Raw genomic sequence first — 17,003 nt, forward strand, 5'->3', positions numbered from 1 at the left:
CATGTTCGAAAACCTGACCGACCGCCTGTCACAGACGCTGCGCCATGTCACCGGCAAGGCCAAGCTGACCGAAGACAACATCAAGGACACGTTGCGCGAAGTGCGCATGGCCCTGCTCGAGGCCGACGTTGCCCTGCCGGTGGTCAAGGATTTCGTCAACAGTGTCAAAGAGCGTGCGGTCGGCACCGAGGTGTCGCGCAGCCTGACCCCGGGTCAGGCGTTCGTGAAGATCGTTCAGGCCGAGCTGGAAAGCCTGATGGGCGCGGCCAACGAAGACCTCGCGCTCAATGCCGCCCCGCCCGCCGTGGTGCTGATGGCCGGCCTGCAGGGCGCGGGCAAGACCACCACCGCCGGCAAGCTGGCGCGCTTCCTTAAAGAGCGCAAGAAGAAAAGCGTGATGGTGGTGTCGGCCGACGTCTACCGCCCAGCAGCGATCAAGCAGCTGGAAACCCTGGCCAACGACATCGGCGTGACCTTCTTCCCGTCCGACATCAGCCAGAAACCCGTGGCCATTGCCGAAGCGGCGATCCGCGAAGCCAAGCTCAAGTTCATCGACGTGGTCATCGTCGACACCGCCGGCCGTCTGCACATCGACGCCGACATGATGGACGAGATCAAGGCGCTGCATGCTGCGGTCAAGCCGATCGAAACCCTGTTCGTGGTCGACGCCATGACCGGCCAGGATGCCGCCAACACCGCCAAGGCCTTTGGTGAAGCCCTGCCGCTGACCGGTGTGGTGCTGACCAAGGTCGACGGTGATGCCCGTGGCGGTGCCGCGCTGTCGGTACGTGCCATCACCGGCAAACCGATCAAGTTCATCGGTATGGGGGAGAAGACCGAGGCCCTCGAGCCATTCCACCCCGACCGTGTTGCCTCGCGCATCCTCGGCATGGGTGACGTGCTCAGCCTGATCGAGCAGGCCGAGCAGACCATCGACAAGGCCAAGGCCGACAAGCTGGCGAAAAAGCTCAAGAAGGGTAAAGGCTTCGACCTCGAAGACTTCCGCGACCAGCTGCAACAGATGAAGAACATGGGTGGCCTGGGCGGCCTGATGGACAAGCTGCCGAGCATCGGTGGGGTCAACCTGTCGCAGATGGGCAATGCCCAGGGCGCGGCCGAGAAGCAGTTCAAGCAGATGGAAGCGATCATCAACTCGATGACCCCGGCCGAGCGTCGCGACCCTGACCTGATCAGCGGTTCACGCAAGCGCCGTATCGCCCTTGGCTCTGGTACCCAGGTTCAGGACATCGGCCGGCTGATCAAGCAGCACAAGCAGATGCAGAAGATGATGAAGAAATTCTCTGCCAAAGGTGGCATGGCCAAGATGATGCGCGGCCTGGGCGGCATGATGCCTGGCGGCGGCATGCCCAAGCTGTAAAACCGATTCAGGCCAGTGGCGGCAACCCCGCCGCTGGCCGGAACCCGCTTCGGCGGGAACACTGCCGCCTGCATTAACAGGCGGCTTAATAGCAGATCAGCAGGCTGGCCTTTTTATTTGAAGTAAAAAGGCATTTGCAAATGTCCGGATATTCCTTGAGAATGTGCGGCCTTTCGGGCACCCGTGTGCCCGCTGTGCATCATGATTTGCAGCACCGACTACAGGAACGATGTTCAATGCTTACCATTCGTCTTGCCCGTGGCGGCTCCAAAAAGCGCCCGTTCTACCAACTGACCGTAACCGACTCGCGTAACCCGCGTGACGGCTCCCACATCGAACAGGTTGGCTTCTTCAACCCGATCGCTCGTGGTCAGGAAGTTCGTCTGTCCGTTAAACAAGATCGCGTTGCTCACTGGCTGAGCATCGGCGCACAGCCGTCTGAGCGTGTTGCTCAGCTGCTGAAGGAAGCTGCCAAGGCTGCTGCCTGAACTGTATGAACGCGACGCCAGAAAAGGCTGACGACCTCATCGTCGTTGGCAAGATTTTTTCGGTTCACGGCGTTCGCGGCGAGGTGAAGGTGTATTCCTTTACCGATCCGATTGAAAACCTGTTGGATTACCGTAACTGGACGCTTCGGCGCGAAGGGTCGGTCAAGCAGGTTGAGCTGGTCAGTGGCCGTTCCAATAAAAAGGAGCTGGTCGCCAAGCTCAAAGGGCTCGACGATCGTGACGAAGCGCGTCTTCTGAGCGGTTACGAGATTTGCATCTCGCGCAGCCTTTTGCCCAACCTGACGGACGACGAGTACTACTGGTACCAGTTGGTCGGTCTGAAAGTCATCAACCAGGACGAACAGCTGTTCGGCACGGTTGATCACCTGTTGGAGACCGGCGCGAACGATGTAATGGTGGTCAAGCCTTGCGCAGGTAGCCTGGATGACCGTGAGCGCTTGTTGCCCTATACGGCGCAATGTGTGCTGACAGTCGACCTTGAAGCCGGTGTGATGCGGGTCGAATGGGACGCGGATTTCTAACTGATGGGTAACCTTCGCGTAGAAGTCATCACGTTGTTCCCCGAGATGTTCTCGGCCATTACGGAGTACGGCATTACCAGCCGCGCGGTGAAGCAGGGCTTGTTGCAAGTCACTTGCTGGAATCCGCGGGACTACACCACTGATCGCCACCACACGGTGGATGATCGGCCTTTTGGCGGTGGTCCGGGGATGGTGATGAAGATCAAGCCTCTGGAAGATGCGCTGGCCAGTGCCAGGCAAGCGACCGGAGCAGCGGCAAAGGTGATCTACCTTTCGCCACAAGGCCGCAAGCTGGATCAGCAAGCGGTCAAAGGCTTGGCCGAACAGGAATCGTTGATCCTGATCGCCGGCCGTTATGAAGGCATTGACGAGCGTTTTATTGATGCTCATGTCGATGAAGAGTGGTCGATTGGCGACTATGTGCTTTCCGGTGGTGAGCTACCGGCCATGGTACTGATCGATGCGGTTACGCGGCTGCTGCCCGGAGCTTTAGGGCATGTGGGGTCGGCGGAGGAAGATTCCTTCACCGATGGCCTGCTGGATTGCCCGCACTACACCCGACCTGAGGTGTATGCGGATCAGCGTGTACCCGACGTGTTGCTAAGTGGCAACCATGCACATATCCGGCGATGGCGGATGAAGCAGTCCCTTGGTAGGACCTTCGAACGACGCGCCGATCTTCTGGAAAGTCGCTCACTTTCTGGAGAAGAGAAGAAGCTGCTCGAGGAATACCTCCGCGAGCGGAACGATAGTTAACGTATCGATGGTGGATCACGTTTGTCCACCTTAGGAGCACAGCATGACTAACAAAATCATCCAGCAGCTCGAAGCAGAGCAGATGAGCAAGGAAATCCCGACCTTCGCACCAGGCGACACCGTTGTCGTTCAGGTTAAAGTGAAGGAAGGCGAGCGTTCCCGTCTGCAGGCGTTCGAAGGCGTTGTTATCGCCAAGCGTAACCGTGGTCTGAACAGCGCCTTCACCGTGCGCAAGATCTCGAGCGGCGTTGGTGTTGAGCGTACCTTCCAGACCTACAGCCCGCAAATCGACAGCCTGGCCGTGAAACGTCGTGGTGACGTGCGTAAAGCCAAGCTGTACTACCTGCGCGACCTGTCCGGCAAAGCCGCTCGCATCAAGGAAAAACTGTCCTGAGTACAGTTTGCCCGGTGGCCCAGGCCGCCTAGCGAGAAAAAAGCAGCCTTCGGGCTGCTTTTTTGCGTTTTGAAACCCAGGAAAAGTGACAGACATGACCAGCCGAGACCAGGAAATCCAGCGCCGCACCGAGCTGTCGGTGACCCGCGTGACCAAAGCGGTGTTCCCTAACACCACCAACCACCACAACACCCTGTTCGGCGGCACCGCGCTGGCCTGGATGGACGAAGTGTCGTTCATCGCCGCCACGCGTTTTTGCCGGCTGCCGCTGGTAACGGTGTCCACTGACCGCATCGACTTCAAGCACCCGATCCCGGCGGGCTCGATCGTCGAACTGGTCGGCACGGTGATCAAGGTCGGCAACACCAGCCTGCAGGTGCAGGTGGATGTGTTCGTCGAGAACATGTACCTGGACGGTCGCGAGCGCGCGATCCACGGGGTGTTCAGCTTTGTCGCCATCGACGAGGACAAGCGCCCGGTGCCCGTTTTGCCTCATGCCTGAGCCTCTTCATGGGCTGACGCGGTCTCTGTGGGAGCGGCCTTGTGTCGCGATGGGCCGCTCCCACAGGGGCGGTGCCAGCCGATCAGGCTCCGATTGATCACGACAACCTGTCAGCTGCTGTGAAACACTTAGCCAACGTCCAACACCCAGCAGCCCCGAATGCCCGCCCTAGACCACCCCCTGATCGACCAGTTTCTCGACGCCCTGTGGCTTGAAAAAGGCCTGTCCGACAACACCCGCGTCTCGTACCGAAGCGACCTTGCCCTGTTCAACGGCTGGTTGCAGGAGCACGGCGTGGCGCTGCCCGACGCGGGCCGCGAGCTGATCCTCGATCACCTGGCCTGGCGCCTCGATCAAGGTTACAAGCCGCGCTCCACCGCGCGCTTTCTTTCAGGTTTGAGGGGGTTCTTCCGGTATTTGCTGCGCGAAAAGCTGATCGCTGTGGACCCGACCTTGCAGGTCGAGATGCCCCTGCTGGGTAGGCCTTTGCCCAAGTCCTTGTCGGAAGCCGATGTTGAAGCCCTGCTGCAGGCGCCGGACCTGGGTGAAGCCATCGGCCAGCGCGACCGCGCCATGCTTGAAGTCCTGTACGCATGCGGCCTGCGCGTCACCGAACTGGTCAGCTTGACGCTGGACCAGGTCAACCTGCGCCAGGGCGTGTTGCGGGTGATGGGCAAGGGCAGCAAGGAGCGCCTGGTGCCGATGGGCGAGGAGGCGGTAGTGTGGCTCGAGCGCTACTTGCGCGGTGGTCGCGCCGAGTTGCTCAACGGTCGCCCGAGCGATGTGCTGTTCCCCAGCCTGCGCGGTGAGCAGATGACACGCCAGACCTTCTGGCACCGCATCAAGCATCAGGCGCAGGTTGCCGGCATCGACAAGTCGCTGTCGCCACACACCTTGCGACATGCATTTGCTACCCACCTGCTCAACCACGGCGCCGACCTGCGCGTGGTGCAGATGCTGCTGGGCCATAGCGACCTCTCGACCACGCAGATCTACACCCATGTGGCCAAGGCCCGCCTGCAGCAGCTGCACGCCCAGCACCATCCGCGTGGATGAATGATTTTCATGTTCCGCCGACCGGTACTCGCAAGCCCCTTACTGGCTAGCGTGTTGTGGTAGGCTTGGGCGGTTTGCACCAAGGGCCGCACGGTCGCCGCGTTTTTTCCGCAGGTGACGCCCTCCGGCCCCTGTCCGCCTTCAGGAGTTCCCATGCGCTTGACCCAGATTTTCGCCGCCGCCGCGATGGCGCTGGCCAGTACCTTTGCCGTTGCCGCGGCAACCGACAGCAATGCCGGTGCCGAGCAGGCCATTCGCAAGTCGTTGCAGAACCTCGAACTGGAAGTACCGGTTGAAAGCGTTGCCAGCAGCCCGCTGAACGGGCTGTACGAAGTCAAGCTGCAAGGTGGCCGGGTGTTGTACGCCAGCGCCGATGGCCAGTTCGTGATGCAGGGCTACCTGTACCAGATCCAGGACGGCAAGCCGGTCAACCTGACCGAGAAAACCGAGCGTCAGGGCGTTGCCAAGCTCATCAACGGCATTCCAGCCGCCGAGATGGTGGTTTATCCTGCCAAAGGCGAGACCAAATCGCACATTACCGTCTTCACCGACACCACCTGCCCGTATTGCCACAAGCTGCACGCCGAAGTGCCGGAGTTGAACCGTCGCGGTATCGAAGTGCGCTATGTCGCCTTCCCGCGCCAGGGCCTCGGCTCGCCGGGTGACGAGCAGTTGCAGGCAGTGTGGTGCTCCAGCGACCGCCGCGCGGCGCTGGACAAGATGGTCGATGGCAAGGAAATCAAGGCCGCCAAGTGCGCCAACCCGGTCAGCAAGCAGTTCCAGCTGGGCCAGTCGATCGGCGTCAACGGCACGCCGGCGATCGTGCTCGAAAGCGGCCAGGTGATCCCAGGCTATCAGCCGGCGCCGCAGGTGGCCAAGCTGGCCCTGGCTGGCCAGCAGCAGGCAGCGAAGTAATCAATTCAGTACGCCGTCGTCATGGGGTGACGGCATGTTTCACGGTCGGCGCAGGTGCCGGCCGTTCAATGGGGAGTTCACAGTGAAACCGGTCAAAGTAGGCATCTGTGGGTTGGGGACCGTCGGTGGCGGAACCTTCAATGTACTTCAGCGCAACGCCGAGGAGATTGCCCGCCGTGCCGGGCGCGGCATTGAAGTGGCACAGATTGCCATGCGCTCGCAGAACCCGAACTGCCAGATTACCGGTACCCCCATTACCGCTGATGTGTTCGATGTTGCGACCAACCCGGAGATCGACATTGTCATCGAGCTGATCGGTGGCTACACCATCGCCCGCGACCTGGTGCTCAAGGCCATCGAAAACGGCAAGCACGTGGTCACCGCCAACAAGGCGCTGATCGCCGTGCACGGCAACGAAATCTTCGCCAAGGCCCGCGAGAAGGGCGTCATCGTCGCCTTCGAAGCTGCAGTGGCTGGTGGCATCCCGGTGATCAAGGCCATCCGTGAAGGCCTGTCGGCCAACCACATCAACTGGCTGGCTGGCATCATCAACGGCACCGGCAACTTCATCCTCACCGAAATGCGTGAAAAGGGCCGCGCCTTCCCCGACGTGCTGGCCGAAGCGCAGGCGCTGGGTTACGCCGAAGCCGACCCCACCTTCGACGTCGAAGGCATCGATGCCGCGCACAAGCTGACCATTCTGGCGTCCATCGCCTTTGGCATCCCGCTGCAGTTCGACAAGGCCTACACCGAGGGCATCACCCAGCTGACCACTGCCGATGTGAACTACGCCGAAGCGCTGGGCTACCGCATCAAGCACCTGGGTGTGGCCCGCCGCACGGCCGAAGGCATCGAGCTGCGCGTGCACCCCACGCTGATCCCCAGCGACCGCCTGATCGCCAACGTCAACGGCGTGATGAACGCTGTGATGGTCAATGGCGACGCAGCAGGTTCGACCCTGTACTACGGCGCCGGCGCCGGCATGGAGCCTACCGCTTCGTCGGTGGTCGCCGACCTGGTCGACGTGGTTCGCGCCATGACCTCCGACCCGGAAAACCGCGTGCCGCACCTGGCCTTCCAGCCGGATTCGCTGTCGGCGCACCCGATCCTGCCGATCGAAGCCTGCCAGAGCGCCTACTACCTGCGCATCCAGGCCAAGGACCACCCGGGTGTACTGGCCCAGGTGGCGAGCATCCTGTCGGAGCGTGGTATCAACATCGAATCGATCATGCAGAAGGAAGCCGAGGAGCAGGATGGCCTGGTACCGATGATCCTGTTGACCCACCGCGTGGTCGAGCAGAGCATCAATGATGCCATCGTCGCCCTGGAAGACCTGCAGGACGTCGTCGGCAAGGTCGTGCGCATCCGCGTCGAACAGCTCAATTAACGAATAGCGCCGTCGGGCCGCTCAGCCGGCCCCGGCCTCAGTATCGAAGGTTTGTAGCCATGCGTTATATCAGCACCCGCGGCCAGGCACCGGCCCTGAATTTCGAAGACGTTCTGCTGGCCGGCCTCGCCACCGATGGCGGCCTTTACGTGCCAGAGAACCTGCCACGCTTTACCCAGGAAGAAATCGCCTCCTGGGCCGGCCTGCCGTACCACGAACTGGCCTTCCGCGTGATGCGCCCGTTCGTCGAGGGCAGCATTGCCGATGCCGATTTCAAGAAGATCCTCGAAGAAACCTACGGTGAGTTCGCCCACGCCGCGGTCGCCCCGCTGCGTCAGCTGAACAGCAACGAGTGGGTGCTCGAGCTGTTCCATGGCCCGACCCTGGCCTTCAAGGACTTCGCCCTGCAACTGCTCGGCCGCCTGCTCGATCACGTGCTGGCCAAGCGCAACGAGCGCGTGGTGATCGTCGGCGCCACCAGTGGCGACACCGGCTCGGCCGCCATCGAAGGCTGCCGCCGTTGCGACAACGTCGACATCTTCATCCTCCACCCGCACCAGCGTGTGTCGGAAGTTCAGCGCCGCCAGATGACCACCATCCTGGGCGAAAACATCCACAACATCGCCATCGAAGGCAACTTCGACGACTGCCAGGAGATGGTCAAGGCCAGCTTCGCCGACCAGTCGTTCCTCAAGGGCACGCGCCTGGTAGCGGTGAACTCGATCAACTGGGCGCGGATCATGGCCCAGATCGTCTACTACTTCCACGCAGCCTTGCAGCTGGGTGGCCCGGCGCGCTCGGTGGCGTTCTCGGTACCGACCGGCAACTTCGGCGACATCTTCGCCGGCTACCTGGCCCGCAACATGGGCCTGCCGATCAGCCAGCTGGTGGTCGCGACCAACCGCAACGACATCCTGCACCGCTTCATGAGCGGCAACCAGTACGTCAAGGAAACCCTGCACGCGACCCTGTCGCCGTCGATGGACATCATGGTGTCGTCGAACTTCGAGCGCCTGCTGTTCGACTTGCACGGCCGCAATGGCGCCGCCATCGGCGAGCTGATGGCCAACTTCAAGCAGGGCGGCGGCTTCAGCGTCGACCAGGACCGTTGGACCGAAGCGCGCAAGCTGTTCGACTCGCTGGCCGTCAGCGACGAGCAGACCTGCGAAACCATCGCCGAGGTCTTCGCCAGCACCGGTGAAGTGCTCGACCCGCACACCGCGATTGGCGTCAAGGCTGCCCGCGAGTGCCGTCGCAGCCTGGATACGCCAATGGTGGTGCTGGGTACTGCGCACCCGGTCAAGTTCCCGGAGGCCGTGGAGAAGGCTGGCGTGGGCAAGGCGCTGGAGCTGCCAGCGCACCTGAGCGACCTGTTCGGCCGTGAAGAGCGCTGCACGGTTCTGGCCAACGACCTCAAGGCAGTCCAGGCCTTCGTCAGCCAGCACGGTAACCGCGGCAAACCGCTTTAATCGAAATGAGAAGGGGCCGCTGTGTGGCCCATCGCTGGCAAGCCAGCGCCACAGGTGCAGCGTTGCCCTTCATGGCGACGCTGACTTGTAGGGGCTGGCTTGCCGGCGATGGGCTGCGCAGCGGCCCATTTCTTTGGGTGCTTTCCTTCATTTGATTCGGAATTGTCCTATATAAGGCGCCCTACGCCTTACCTAGAGTGACCGGTCCTTCCCCCAGGAGCGGCTCATGCATCAGCCCTACGTGTTGATTTACCAGGCGCGGCCTTCCCACCAGATCCTCCTGCACCAGGCGTGCAATGCCCAAGGCATGTTCAACGTCCGCGTCACCCTCGATCTCACCGACCTTGAGGCCTGCCTTGCCCGCCCTGGCAAAGCCGATCTGCTGATCCTCGATCATGCAATGGGCGATGGCCTGACCGTGCTCAAGCGCATCGAGCGCAACCGATGCTTGCGGGCGGTGCTGTTTACCGGCCGCGCCAGCGCCCGGCGGCCAGACCTCGCCAAGGAGGCGCGCCGCCGTGGGCTCTGGGTGCTGGCTGACTTGCCCTGGCCTTTACCGGTGCTGGCCTGGCAGCAGGCATTGCAGCGTATTCAAAACGTCACATCACCCACGCATGCTCACTGAAACAGCCGCAGCGTAACGAACTTTCCGCTGCGCTTGCTGGTCAGTTCCTTCATGTCCCACCACGCAGCGAGTGATCCGGATGGAAAGAATCTGCAGACTGCTTAATGACGCCCTGAGCCCTTATCAGACCCAGCTCGGCAACCTGGATGCCAGCGGCAATCGCCAATTGACTGTATTCGATAGCCTCGGCGGTACTACCTTGCGGCGCACGGTGTCCTTGCGCCAGTTACAGGAGCAAAGCCTGCTGATCGACCTGGTCGACGGCCTGCACCGTGACCTGCAAATCGCCGAAGGTCGCCTGCAGCCCTGTGTCATTGCAGCACTGCAACAACGCCAGCAACCCCAGGGAACCTTTGCCTGAATGGCGTATCAGACACAGCAAGGGCAGCCAGCCAGCACACAGCTCCGGTGATGGCAGGCTGCCGTGGGAAGCCCGACAGGGCTTTCGATTGGCCCCGGGCGTCCTCCCCAGCGTCCGGGGTTTCTTTTTACTGCCCTTCGAAGAAATGTTTGCTCTGTTCCAGGTAATCGGCTTGCAGCTCTGGGTCCAGCCAGCGTGCATAAAGTGCCGGCAGCGTGCCCGAGCGCAGCGTGGGCAGCAGTTGGTCGATATGCGCCACGGCCTCGCGCCCCAAGGGTGAGTCAGAGCAGCCCACATGCAGGAACTGGTAGCGGTTCACGCCTTGAATGGGGTGAAACTGGTACTCATCCAACGCTCCACCTTGCTGCTGGATCAGGTAACGCACCTCTGGCCAGTAGCCGAGCACCCATGGCAGACGCCCAAGACGCTGCATCTGCAGCAAGCTGGCCGTGGCATCGTTGCCGTAATGGCGGCTGACGGCCGAATCGGGCAGTTGCTGCAAGATGTCATCGATCTGCGTGCTGTAGCTGCGTTCGGCGACGATGCCAAGCTTGAGTTGCGTGGCATTAAGCAACCCTTTGAGGTCGATCTGTTGCCCGTCCAGAAACGGCGCCAGCAGCGCCGCGCCTTGATTGCGTACCACCAGACCACCGCTGATTACACCCAACGTCGGTTTGGAGAAGTGCACGTATTTGGCGCGCTCAGCCGTCCAGAGCAGGGTTGGGTCGCAGGTGAAAGTGCTAGCGTCCTGCAGCATCTGGATGCCGCGCGCGCGGTTGACCCGGACGATGGCGTGGTCGTACTCGGGCATTTGCCTGATCAGCAGCGGCAACATCTGATCGACCACGCCCTGGCCTTTCCCTTCACCCTCGAAGATGGTGAAGGGCGGCAGGTCGCGAACCAGCCACAGCAAGCGCTCCTTTGCCTGCACCGGTGCGGTGGCCATCGCGAGCAGCAGCCCGCACAGCAGGGGCAGCGCGCGCATGGGCCAGGGCAATCTCAGACCGTACCCGCTTGGCGCAACCCGGCGATGGCGGGGGCGTCATACCCCAGGGTCGTCAGCAGCGCATCGGTATGTTCGCCCAGCGCCGGGCCAACCCATTCTGCAGAGCCGGGCGTCTCGGAAAGCTTGGGCACGATGCCCGGCATCTTGAATGGCTTGCCGTCTGGCAGGCGGGCCTGCAAGAACATCTCGCGGGCCAGGTACTGCGGGTCGTGGAACATGTCTTCTGCCGAATAGATACGGCTGGCCGGTACTTCGGCGGCGGTCAGCGTCTGCATGAGCTGCTCCAGCGGCAGGCTGTTGGCCCAGCGGTCAATCACCCCGTACAGCTCGTCGCGCCGCGCATCGCGGCCGTCATTGCTGGCCAGGCTCGGGTCGTCAGCCAGGTCGCTACGCCCGATGGCCTGCATGAAGCGCTTGAAGATCGCATCGCCGTTGGCGCCGATCTGCACGTGCTTACCATCGGCGCTGGTGTGGATGGAGGAGGGCGTGATGCCGGGCATGATGTTGCCGGTGCGTTCGCGAATGAAGCCAAACACGTCGAACTCCGGGACCATGCTTTCCATCATGGCGAAGATCGCCTCGTACAGCGCCACGTCCACCACCTGGCCCTGGCCGCCGTTGACTTCGCGGTGCCGCAACGCCATCAGCGCGCCAATCACACCCCACAAAGCGGCGATCGAATCGCCGATGGAGATGCCGGTGCGCACCGGTGGGCGGTCGTCGAAGCCGGTAATGTAGCGCAGGCCGCCCATCGATTCGCCCACGGCGCCGAAGCCTGGCTGGTCCTTCATCGGGCCGGTCTGGCCGAAGCCCGACAGGCGCACCATCACCAGCTTCGGGTTGAGGGCGTGCATTACATCCCAGCCCAGGCCGAGTTTTTCCAGCACGCCGGGGCGGAAGTTCTCGATGACAATGTCAGCCTCGGCCAACAGCTGCTTGAGGATCTCGCGGCCTTCGGGGTGCTTGAGGTTGAGCGTCAGCGACTGTTTGTTGCGCGCCTGCACGAACCACCACAGCGACGTCCCCTCGTACAGCTTGCGCCACTTGCGCAGCGGGTCGCCGCCATCGGGCGACTCGACCTTGATCACCTCGGCGCCAAATTCTGCACAGATGCGCGAGGCGAACGGGCCGGCGATCAGGGTGCCGAGCTCGATGACTTTCAGGCCGGCGAGAGGTTTGCTGGGCGTAGACATGAGGCATCCGTGGCAACTGGTCAGAGCCGTGGTTTTATCATAGGTCAGTAACGGCAGATACTGCTGCGGGGCAACGAAGATCAGGATCGGTTAGACTGTGCGACTTTTCTTTGTGCAAGAAGCCCGTCGACCATGGCCCAGCCGTCCACCACCTACAAGTTCGAACTGAATTTGACCGACCTTGATCGCAACGTTTACGAAAGCGTCAAGCAGACCATTGCTTGTCACCCTTCGGAAACCGAAGAGCGGATGGCGGTTCGCCTGTTGGCGTATGCGCTCTGGTACAACGAGAACCTGTCATTTGGTCGCGGCTTGTCGGATGTCGATGAACCGGCGCTGTGGGAAAAGAGCCTGGACGACCGTGTCTTGCACTGGATCGAAGTCGGCCAGCCGGACGCCGACCGCCTGACCTGGTGTTCGCGTCGCACCGAGCGTACCAGCCTGCTGGCCTACGGTAGCCTGCGGGTGTGGGAGACCAAGGTGGTGAGTGCGGTTAAGGGCCTGAAGAACCTGAACATTGCCGCAGTGCCCCAAGAAGTGCTGGAAACCCTCGCAACCGACATGCCGCGTTCCATCAAATGGGACGTGATGATCAGCGAAGGCACGGTGTTCGTCACCGACGATCGTGGCCAGCATGAAGTGCAGCTGCAGTGGCTGCTTGGCGAGCGCGGCTGAGCCGACCGAACCCATGCGTATCGAACCTCGCCCGCTGCCACCGACCCTGCCATTGCTGGGTAACCTGCCACCCTTGCTGACCCGCCTGTACGCCGCACGCGGCGTGCAATCGGAGGCCGAGCTGGACAAGAGCCTGGCGCGGCTGTTGCCGTATCAGCAGCTCAAAGGCATCGATGCTGCAGTGGACCTGCTGGTCGACGCCCTTGACCAGCGCCAGCGCATCCTCATCGTCGGCGACTTCGATGCCGACGGCGCCACTGCCAGTACTGTCGGTGTGCTCGGCCTGCGCCTGCTGGGTGCGGCCCATGTCGACTACCTGGTGCCCAACCGTTTTGAATATGGCTATGGCCTGACCCCGGAAATCGTCCAGGTGGCATTGCAGCGCCAGCCGCACCTGCTGGTGACGGTCGATAACGGCATTTCCAGTGTCGAAGGCGTGGCGGCCGCCAAGGCGGCCGGGCTCAAGGTGCTTGTCACTGACCACCACCTGCCTGGCCAGCAACTGCCGGACGCCGACGCCATCGTCAACCCGAACCAGCCAGACTGCAGCTTCCCGAGTAAATCGCTGGCTGGCGTCGGGGTGATCTTCTACGTGCTCATGGCTTTGCGCGCGCGCCTGCGCAGCCTGGGGCGTTATGAAACCCAGGCGCAACCGAACATCGGCGAGCTGCTCGACCTGGTCGCTCTGGGCAGCGTCGCGGACGTGGTGCCGCTGGACGCCAACAACCGCATCCTTGTGCACCAAGGCCTGGAGCGTATCCGCGCGGGCCGTGCGCGGCCGGGGTTGAAGGCGATTCTGGAAGTGGCACGTCGCGATCATCGGCGCATCACCTCCACCGACCTCGGCTTCATCCTCGGCCCACGGCTCAATGCTGCCGGGCGCCTGGACGACATGAGCCTGGGCATCGAATGCCTGCTGTGCGAAGACGCGGCCCTGGCCCAGGACATGGCCCAGCAACTGGACGACCTGAACCAGGACCGCAAGTCCATCGAGCAGGGCATGCAGCGTGAAGCGTTGGCCCAGCTCAAGGATTTGCCGGTCGAGTCCATGCCCTATGGCCTGTGCTTGTTCGATGCCGACTGGCACCAAGGTGTGATCGGCATTCTCGCCTCGCGCCTGAAGGAGCGTTACCACCGCCCGACCATCGCCTTTGCCGATGCTGGCGACGGCATGCTCAAGGGCTCCGCACGTTCGGTGCCGGGGTTCCACATCCGCGATGCGCTGGATGCCGTGGCGGCGCGCCATCCTGAACTGATCAGCAAGTTCGGCGGCCATGCCATGGCTGCGGGCCTGTCGTTACCCGAAAGTAATTTCCCGGCGTTCGCCGAAGCGTTCGATGAAGAAGTCCGTCGCCAGCTGCGCGAAGAGGATTTGACCGGCCGTCTGCTTTCGGATGGCAGCCTGGCGGTGGAGGAGTTTCACCTGGACCTGGCCAAGGCCCTGCGTAATGCCGGGCCTTGGGGGCAACACTTCCCCGAGCCGCTGTTCCACGGCGTGTTTCAATTGGTCGAACAACGTGTGGTCGGCGAGCGGCACCTGAAGGTGGTGCTGAAGAGCGAATGTGGCTCGGTTCGTCTGGACGGCATCGCCTTTGGCATCGACCGCGAAGTGTGGCCCAACCCGACCGTGCGCTGGGTGGAGCTGGCGTACAAGCTGGATGTGAACGAGTTCCGCGGCAATGAAAGTGTGCAGTTGATGATTGCGCATATCGAGCCGCGCTGAGCAACACTAAAGTGCCTGCCCTGGATTTGTAGAGCTGGGCGCCGCCCGCGCGGCGCTCACTTTCATAGACGATGCAAGCCTGCCGGTGAACACTGGGTCACTCTGCAGTGCCGCCGCCCTACCAGCGCATCGTCAATCCCCGTTCAGGCCACTCACGCAGCGAACCCGCGAAATGTGGCTATATTCCGACCGCGCGCTGTTGTTTCTTATTCCTCCGGTTTTGCCAGTACATCACTGCAGCCCCTGCAAATGAGAGCAGGCTGAGCGTGCAGAAGAACACGATCCCTTCTACAGCTTCCCGATCACTCGTTTCGTTTACACGTTGCCTGATTGAAGGGTCGGATAATACTTTGTCATGGGTCGATAAGGTCCTCGCGATAGGGCCAGAAAAGGTATCTTCGATTTCTACGAACAGCGGAGTTGCCTTACTGACGTTGGCATTATCGTAGCGAGCCCTGTCCACGTACATCCATGCCTTGGCCCGTTGGCCGTTAGGCGCAGAGTAGCGAACGCCTAAACTGTATATGGATTTGTCGTAATCCCATATCTCGGGTTTTGAAATGAGTGACGCGGGGATGCGAGTCCATGGAGCGGTAATGGGCTCGATTTTTTCTCCATAGCCTAAGAGAAATATGGGTAAAAAACAGAGGAATGCGAACCCCACCATGATCAGGCACTTCACACGGTCGTGTGGAGGCAGGCTGCGCATCAGTTTGATCCAAGCTCCCCAAGTTAGCATGGGTGCCTCTCTACTATAAGTGATTGCCGGTTAGCGATATTTATCTTGCTGTGGTGCAGTGCAGCAAGCATAGTTGTCTTGCCCTCCGCCAAATCCAACGGTAATTGATGGCATCGGCCCAGCGGGTTGCTGTCCGCCTAAGCCTTCAATCCCTATTGTCAGTGAGGCATCAGCAGGCGGAGAGGGTGTAACGGTTAGATTGGTACCGCCAAGGGGGGCGGGTTGAGTGCCTGATTTGGTTTCAAACTCCGTAAGCATGCGGGTGTCTAGCTTGATGTCATGAGTGGTGGGGTTCCATGTAATGACCGTGATCAACCCGCCGAAATGAGAGGCAATCGTCGAGGGGTCCGTTACTATTAGGTTTGGCGCTATGAGGGGGGGAGAAGGTTCTTGTGCCGCATCATGAGTTTTCAATAGATTTATTATTGAGTCTGTAGCGGTTGTTTGGATTCTTTGCGCTAACTCTGAATTATATGTACCGATCAGACTCGCTCCTAGTGATACAGCGGTGAAGAAGCCGGCCGCCAGGGGGGCTCCTGACAATAGTGCAAAACCCGCGACGACACCGGCGACGTTACCCACAAGACTGACAACGTCCCCATAGTTCAGCTTTTGGTTTTCTCGGTACTCGGCAACGATTTTTAAAAAAGTAACCGTTCCTGCAAGTGAGTTGGTAACGATATTGATGAACGGCACTGCCCCTGCCGTCATCCGGGTGACTGACAGTACAGAGGCGACTGCGGTGCTCGTTTGCGCACTTTGTACAACCAGTGAAAACCCCTCTTTATCGGTATTGAACTGATCATGTACGGCTGAAGCAGCTCCCGCTTGGAATCCAGGTTTACCTACGCGGTCTACCATGGCGACAAATATTTCCACTCGATTAGTCATGCGATTTGGTCCTGATTGTTTTGAACGCCAGTGTTACACGCAGGCGATCGCATTCAATTGTCGGCGATTTTGCGCGGTGTGGGATTTCGCCGTTGAACACTGCGATGCGTTTCGGCTTGGGAAGTACGGCGGCGATAATGTCGTTCTTGACGTCGTTGCAAAAAATGAGTTCACCTCCCCACGTTGTAGCCCAGTAGTCATTACAGAACATCACTGCTGTTTGGCCGGGTTCACTGGGTATATTGTCTCGATGAATCGGGCTGTCCTGCCCTGTTGTTTGTCCGTTTGCGTATACGCCAAGTAGTTTTGAGTTTGTAAAGTGCGTTACTTTCAATCGCTGCCAAATATGAGCCAGAAAACCCCAGCGTTTATCATTTGCCAACTCTGCCTCGCAGCATTCGCGCGATTCGCGGCGGCTTCCAGCGATGAAAAAATGCCAGCAGGGACGAGAGAATGGTGTTGAATTCACCGGCCAGTCATATCTCCATAGGGCATCAGAAAATGCCGTGGTGAGAAGAATCTGTTCTTCGTCGGTAATAGCGTTATCGAGCGTACTTACATCTTGCGTGGAGAAAATCTTGTTCAATATCGTGATCGTCAAGTCAGTGGGATTTTTCATCGATTTACGAAGGCATTTCGCAAATTGAAGGCGACGCTGACGATAGATTTTTTTATTTCGGGCAGCGATAGGACGCAGCACTTACTTGTCGAGAGGAATTTCCTACGAAACCGTAGGATTGTTAGAGTTTGCTTGTAGGTCCTTCCTGGATAGCCCAGTCGGGAGTCATCAGACAGCGCTGGGGGGGTATCACGCAACGGCGTCGGAGCAGTCAGCAATCCCAGGGAACCTTCCCCCCCACCAATCTGGTCTAGTCTGATTAATGACCGGCACCGGGCCACGGA

Annotated in this window: 19 protein-coding genes; 14 read left to right on the forward strand and 5 right to left on the reverse strand. The window is 60.6% G+C overall.

Annotated features, from left to right (window positions below):
- The first annotated feature begins 1 nt into the window (after position 1).
- The 12 genes from ffh to ACFY68_RS07580 all read left to right on the forward strand — a co-directional run bounded on the left by ffh (position 2) and on the right by ACFY68_RS07580 (position 9,873).
- Complete coding sequence (ffh, locus tag ACFY68_RS07525; protein WP_172286731.1) at positions 2-1,378, forward strand: signal recognition particle protein; 1,377 nt, start codon at positions 2-4, stop codon at positions 1,376-1,378.
- Positions 1,379-1,614: 236 nt separating this feature from the next.
- Positions 1,615-1,866, forward strand: coding sequence for a 30S ribosomal protein S16 (rpsP, locus tag ACFY68_RS07530; RefSeq protein WP_016501232.1), 252 nt, complete (start codon positions 1,615-1,617; stop codon positions 1,864-1,866).
- Between the two features lie 5 nt (positions 1,867-1,871).
- On the forward strand, positions 1,872-2,408 hold the full coding sequence (gene rimM / locus ACFY68_RS07535; protein ID WP_119145159.1) for a ribosome maturation factor RimM: 537 nt from the start codon (positions 1,872-1,874) through the stop codon (positions 2,406-2,408).
- Between the two features lie 3 nt (positions 2,409-2,411).
- Positions 2,412-3,164, forward strand: a complete 753-nt coding sequence (gene trmD / locus ACFY68_RS07540; RefSeq protein ID WP_346611859.1) for a tRNA (guanosine(37)-N1)-methyltransferase TrmD — start codon at positions 2,412-2,414, stop codon at positions 3,162-3,164.
- 43 nt (positions 3,165-3,207) lie between these two features.
- On the forward strand, positions 3,208-3,558 hold the full coding sequence (rplS, locus tag ACFY68_RS07545; protein ID WP_003252148.1) for a 50S ribosomal protein L19: 351 nt from the start codon (positions 3,208-3,210) through the stop codon (positions 3,556-3,558).
- A gap of 94 nt (positions 3,559-3,652) precedes the next feature.
- Positions 3,653-4,060 carry an acyl-CoA thioesterase gene (locus ACFY68_RS07550; protein WP_387525157.1) on the forward strand — a complete coding sequence of 136 codons (408 nt, stop codon included), beginning with the start codon at positions 3,653-3,655 and terminating at the stop codon, positions 4,058-4,060.
- Between the two features lie 159 nt (positions 4,061-4,219).
- The gene (gene xerD / locus ACFY68_RS07555) at positions 4,220-5,116 is read left to right on the forward strand and encodes a site-specific tyrosine recombinase XerD (protein ID WP_387525160.1); all 897 of its coding nucleotides are present in this window, start codon (positions 4,220-4,222) and stop codon (positions 5,114-5,116) included.
- Positions 5,117-5,269: 153 nt separating this feature from the next.
- Positions 5,270-6,031: a thioredoxin fold domain-containing protein gene (locus tag ACFY68_RS07560; protein ID WP_346611856.1), complete on the forward strand. Its 762-nt coding sequence runs from the start codon at positions 5,270-5,272 to the stop codon at positions 6,029-6,031.
- An 82-nt stretch (positions 6,032-6,113) separates the two neighbouring features.
- Positions 6,114-7,418, forward strand: coding sequence for a homoserine dehydrogenase (locus ACFY68_RS07565; protein ID WP_346611855.1), 1,305 nt, complete (start codon positions 6,114-6,116; stop codon positions 7,416-7,418).
- A 59-nt stretch (positions 7,419-7,477) separates the two neighbouring features.
- Positions 7,478-8,887: a threonine synthase gene (gene thrC, locus ACFY68_RS07570; protein WP_387525164.1), complete on the forward strand. Its 1,410-nt coding sequence runs from the start codon at positions 7,478-7,480 to the stop codon at positions 8,885-8,887.
- A 226-nt stretch (positions 8,888-9,113) separates the two neighbouring features.
- The gene (locus ACFY68_RS07575) at positions 9,114-9,512 is read left to right on the forward strand and encodes a histidine kinase (RefSeq protein ID WP_387525167.1); all 399 of its coding nucleotides are present in this window, start codon (positions 9,114-9,116) and stop codon (positions 9,510-9,512) included.
- 79 nt (positions 9,513-9,591) lie between these two features.
- Positions 9,592-9,873 carry a DUF3509 domain-containing protein gene (locus ACFY68_RS07580; protein ID WP_387525169.1) on the forward strand — a complete coding sequence of 94 codons (282 nt, stop codon included), beginning with the start codon at positions 9,592-9,594 and terminating at the stop codon, positions 9,871-9,873.
- 127 nt (positions 9,874-10,000) lie between these two features.
- Here ACFY68_RS07580 and ACFY68_RS07585 read toward each other — a convergent pair whose 3' ends face one another.
- Complete coding sequence (locus ACFY68_RS07585) at positions 10,001-10,858, reverse strand: TIGR02285 family protein (RefSeq protein WP_387525172.1); 858 nt, start codon at positions 10,856-10,858, stop codon at positions 10,001-10,003.
- A gap of 14 nt (positions 10,859-10,872) precedes the next feature.
- Positions 10,873-12,072: a CaiB/BaiF CoA transferase family protein gene (locus ACFY68_RS07590; RefSeq protein WP_387525175.1), complete on the reverse strand. Its 1,200-nt coding sequence runs from the start codon at positions 12,070-12,072 to the stop codon at positions 10,873-10,875.
- Between the two features lie 132 nt (positions 12,073-12,204).
- Between ACFY68_RS07590 and ACFY68_RS07595 the strand changes: the two genes are divergently transcribed.
- Together ACFY68_RS07595 and recJ are read left to right on the forward strand one after the other, a co-directional pair.
- A complete protein-coding gene (locus tag ACFY68_RS07595; protein WP_387525178.1) occupies positions 12,205-12,747 on the forward strand; it encodes a YaeQ family protein in 543 nt (180 codons plus the stop codon).
- A 13-nt stretch (positions 12,748-12,760) separates the two neighbouring features.
- Complete coding sequence (gene recJ / locus ACFY68_RS07600; protein ID WP_387525181.1) at positions 12,761-14,470, forward strand: single-stranded-DNA-specific exonuclease RecJ; 1,710 nt, start codon at positions 12,761-12,763, stop codon at positions 14,468-14,470.
- Between the two features lie 178 nt (positions 14,471-14,648).
- Here the strand turns inward: recJ and ACFY68_RS07605 are convergent, their stop codons facing one another.
- From ACFY68_RS07605 to ACFY68_RS07615, 3 genes are read right to left on the reverse strand one after another with little or no spacing between them, the layout of a single operon-like run.
- Complete coding sequence (locus ACFY68_RS07605) at positions 14,649-15,179, reverse strand: hypothetical protein (RefSeq protein ID WP_387525184.1); 531 nt, start codon at positions 15,177-15,179, stop codon at positions 14,649-14,651.
- Between the two features lie 60 nt (positions 15,180-15,239).
- Positions 15,240-16,100 carry a hypothetical protein gene (locus tag ACFY68_RS07610; RefSeq protein ID WP_387525186.1) on the reverse strand — a complete coding sequence of 287 codons (861 nt, stop codon included), beginning with the start codon at positions 16,098-16,100 and terminating at the stop codon, positions 15,240-15,242.
- Entirely contained in the window at positions 16,093-16,800 is a 708-nt protein-coding gene (locus ACFY68_RS07615) for a 2OG-Fe(II) oxygenase (protein ID WP_387525189.1), read from the reverse strand. Before ACFY68_RS07615 ends, ACFY68_RS07610 begins: the two co-directional genes overlap by 8 nt.
- Positions 16,801-17,003: the final 203 nt, after the last annotated feature.

The sequence above is a fragment of the Pseudomonas sp. NPDC012596 genome (genome assembly GCF_042902325.1).
In the GTDB taxonomy this organism is placed as follows: Bacteria; Pseudomonadota; Gammaproteobacteria; order Pseudomonadales; family Pseudomonadaceae; genus Aquipseudomonas.